This is a genomic window from Oleiagrimonas sp., from assembly GCF_027858935.1.
GTDB lineage: Bacteria > Pseudomonadota > Gammaproteobacteria > Xanthomonadales > Rhodanobacteraceae > Oleiagrimonas.
The window spans coordinates 1-3,891 of sequence record NZ_JAQIBU010000290.1; the positions used below are offsets into that span (position 1 = coordinate 1).

Consider the following 3,891-nt stretch of genomic DNA (forward strand, 5'->3'; position numbering starts at 1 on the left):
CGGCCCAGTTCGAACAGGCTCTGCACCGCGGCGCGCGCGGAGTGCGCGGGGTCCATGTGGCCGTGCTCGAAGGCGATCGGCTTGACGTCGCGCAGGATCAGCATGCGCCGACGTGCTTCGGCGCTGGGCGAGAGTGCATAAATGGGGACCGCGAAACGGTACCGCGACAGCCACTGCGCGGTGGCGCCGGATTCGGTCAGGGCGATGATCGCGCGCACCTTCAGGCGCGCGGCCAGGAACACCGCGGCCAGGGCGATCGCCTGGTCGCTGCGGTCGAGGTTGTGCGAACTTTCGCGCAGATCGTCCTGGGGCTCGAACTGGCGTTCGGCACCGAGGCAGATCCGACGCATGGCCTGCACCGCAAGATCAGGATGCGCACCGGCAGCCGACTCCTGCGACAGCATCACCGCGTCGGTTCCGTCGATCACTGCGTTGGCCACGTCGAGCACCTCGGCCCGGGTCGGGATCGGCGCTTCGACCATCGACTGCAGCATCTGGGTGGCGGTGATCACGGCTCGGTTCAGACGCAGGGCCTCGCGGATGATCTTTTTCTGCAGGCCGGGCAACTCGGCATCGCCGATCTCCACGCCGAGATCGCCACGCGCCACCATCACCACATCGGAGGCCTCGATGATCTCGGCCAGCACCGGGATCGCGTCGGCGCGCTCGATCTTGGACACCAGCGCGGCATCGCCGCCGGCCTCACGCATCAGGCGCCGGGCCTCGTGCATGTCCTGGGCAGTACGCACAAACGATACCGCCAGGAAATCGGCACCCAGCTCGGCAGCCAGCCGGATGTCGTTGCGGTCCTTTTCCGACAGTGCATCGACGCTCAGTCCGCCGCCCTGACGGTTCAGGCCCTTGCGGTTGGAAAGCTTGCCGGGCACCGAGACGACGGTATGAATCTCGCTTCCCTCCACGCGCTGCACTTCCAGCGCGACCAGGCCGTCGTCGAGCAGCAGGATGTCGCCCTTCTGCACGTCCCTGGGAAGACCCAGATAGCTGCAGCCAACCCGGGTCTGGTCGCCATCCGGCGCGTCGTCCCGGCAGTCCAGCACGAATTCGGCGCCCTTCTCGAGCTGCACCGGACCCTCGGCAAAACGCTCGATGCGGATCTTCGGGCCCTGCAGGTCACACAGGATGCCGACCTCGCGCCCGACCGCGGCCGACGTCTTGCGCACCGCCTCGGCCCGGCGGCGGTGATCATCGGGCACGCCATGCGAAAGATTCAGGCGGACCACATCCACGCTGTTTTCGAGAATGGCCTCGAGCATGCCCGGCTTGTCGGTGGCGGGGCCGAGGGTGGCAACAATCTTGGTACGTCGAGTCTGTGTCATCGGAAAGAACCTAGCACAGCTACGGGCCGGGATGCCCGGAGCGGGAAAGCCGAGGGCGAACGCTCAGCGAAGTGCAGCGTTGAGGACATCGGCCAAACGTACACCAGCCGCTTCAATCTGGTTCCTGACCACCGGCCAGGCCTTCGCCTGGTAGACCACCGACCAGCCTTCACGACGCCGATCGGGAAGATCGCCATACGCCACCTTCCGGGCCAGGGCATGTGAATGGTTGGACCAGCGCACGGCCTCCGGTGCAATGTTCTGCAACGCCATCGGGGGGGTCCAGCGGGCTAGCCGGGCGGCGCCGATGGATGCGTTCATGCGTGCGGCAATGGCACGCGTCGCATCGCGATCGAAGCTGTAATGCGGCCCCATGTGCAGGCCGTAATGATGCTCGAGGATGTTGGTGTCCCACATCCGGTGCAGGTTGGTCGGATGGCCGAAATAGACCAGCTTGACGGTGTTGCCGCCTTTGTCGTCGTGATCGACATTGTGCATCGGCTGGTGGATGTCGCCGACCAGGTGCACCACCCATTTCAGCGCCTCGAGCCGCGCCTGCGGCGATGCCTTGCGGTTGGCCAGCACATGCGCGAAGTGCGGCAGCTTGCGGACGATGCAGTTGCCCTGCGGACAGTCACGGCGCACGTTGTAGCGCGGCGCGCGCAGGGGGGTGTCCACGTAATGCCATGGACCCGTCTCGGGATGATCCTTGCGGATCTGGTCCGGCCACGAAGACACCTGGTCGAGCCGGGTCTTGCCCTCCAGCGCGAGCAGTTGATGAACCTCTTGCGCGGCGGCCGGATCAAGATGACGCTGGGCGATTTCGGCAATGATGGCATGCCCCTCGGGACCCCAGGCCAGAGCGACCGGCGAGATCAGGACCAGGATGGCGAGAATGGGCAGGAGACGCAGCTTGCGTGGCATGTCGGTCGGTCGTCGGTGTGGGGACGCATTATTGTGGCACAGGCTCGTGACCTTCCCGCGACACGCCTTCAGTTGACCACGCGGCCTTCCCGGTCCAGAACCCGCACGTCCACAGCCACGCCCTGGCGCACACTCTGGGTGACAATGCAGAAGTCCTCGAACTGCCCGATGATGCGCTCCAGATGCTCCAGTTCAGCTGCCGGATCGGACAGGTGCAGATCCACCGCCACGCGCTCCATGCGCCAGCGCCCTGCCTGATTGCGCTGCATGGACGCCTTTGCCGTGGCCTTGAGGGCTCCGGGTGCGTTCTTGAACTTGCGCATGGCGAACAGCAGGCTGGCCGCCAGGCAATTGGCGATCGCCGCGACCAGCAGACGCGACGGATTGGGGCCGTCGCCGTCACCCAGCGGCTCGGGCTCGTCGGTGGTCAGGTCAGGAATCGCGGTGTCGTCGAATCGAACGCGGAACTCATAGTTGTCCACCTGTTCCAGCGTCAGGCCGAAGGTCTGCGTGTCTTGGTCGCTCATGTGGTTTCCTCCTCGATGACCGTGCCGGGTAGGCGCGGATGCTCACCCTGGCGATGCAGATAGGCGTAGTAGAGCAACGGGATCACCAGCAGCGTCAGCACCGTGGACACCAGGACTCCGAAGATCAGCGACACTGCCAGACCCTGGAAGATGGGGTCATCCAGGATGAAGAACCCGCCCAGCATGGCCGCCACGCCGGTCAGTATGATCGGCTTGGCGCGCACCGCGGCGGCGTCGATCACCGCGTCGCGCAGCGGCCGACCCGCGGCCAGTGCGTGATTGATGAAATCGATCAGCAGGATCGAGTTGCGCACGATGATGCCGGCCAGCGCGATCATGCCGATCATCGAGGTGGCGGTGTACTGCGCGCCCAGCAGCGCGTGGCCCGGCATCACGCCAATCACGGTCAGGGGGATCGGTGCCATGATGATCAGCGGCACCACGTAGCTTTTGAACTGGCCGACGACCAGCAGATAGATCAGCAGCAAGCCCACCGAGTAGGCGATGCCCATGTCGCGGAAGGTCTCGTAGGTACTCTGCCACTCGCCGTCCCATTTCACCGCATAGTGCGCCGTGTCGGGTGGCTGGTGGATGAAGTACTGCCCCAGATGGTGACCGGACACCGTGGCGTGGTCGAGCTTGCCGACCAGCGAAAACATGCCGTACAGCGGGCTGTCGGTGGCACCGGCGTCATCGCCGGTGACGTAGGCATAGGGCAACAGGTCCTTGTGGTAGATCGCCTTCTCCCAGTTGGCCTTGCGCACCTTGACCACCTCGGACAACGGCACCAGCGCGCCGTTGTCCGAACGCACGCGCAGCGCCAGCAGCTGGCTCAGCGAGGCCTGGTCGGCGGCCGACAGGCGCAGGCGAACCGGCACCGCGTAGCGCGCATGGCCATCCATCAGGTAGGTCGCGTCGTCCCCCGACAACGCGGTGCGCAGAGCCCGGGCAATGGTCGCCTGGCTCAGGCCCAGCTCCGCAGCGCGCGCGCGATCGACCACCACCACATCACGTGGCGAATTGGCCTCCACACTGGTGTCCACGTCGACGATGTCCTTGTTGGCCTTGAAGTCCTTCTCCAGGCCGGTGGCGATCTTGCGCAC

Annotated in this window: 4 protein-coding genes; all 4 read right to left on the reverse strand. The window is 65.6% G+C overall.

Going from position 1 to position 3,891, the window contains the following annotated elements; all coding sequences use genetic code 11:
- Nucleotides 1-1,337: pyruvate kinase (gene pyk, locus PF446_RS10680; protein ID WP_298071406.1), on the reverse strand; the 1,337-nt coding region annotated here is incomplete at its 3' end.
- A gap of 63 nt (nucleotides 1,338-1,400) precedes the next feature.
- Nucleotides 1,401-2,261, reverse strand: coding sequence for a S1/P1 nuclease (locus tag PF446_RS10685; protein ID WP_298071407.1), 861 nt, complete (start codon nucleotides 2,259-2,261; stop codon nucleotides 1,401-1,403).
- 68 nt (nucleotides 2,262-2,329) lie between these two features.
- Entirely contained in the window at nucleotides 2,330-2,788 is a 459-nt protein-coding gene (locus PF446_RS10690) for an OsmC family protein (protein ID WP_298071408.1), read from the reverse strand.
- Nucleotides 2,785-3,891, reverse strand: a 1,107-nt coding sequence (locus PF446_RS10695; protein ID WP_298071409.1) for an efflux RND transporter permease subunit, incomplete at its 5' end; no start/stop codon positions are given. The genes PF446_RS10695 and PF446_RS10690, both read right to left, overlap by 4 nt.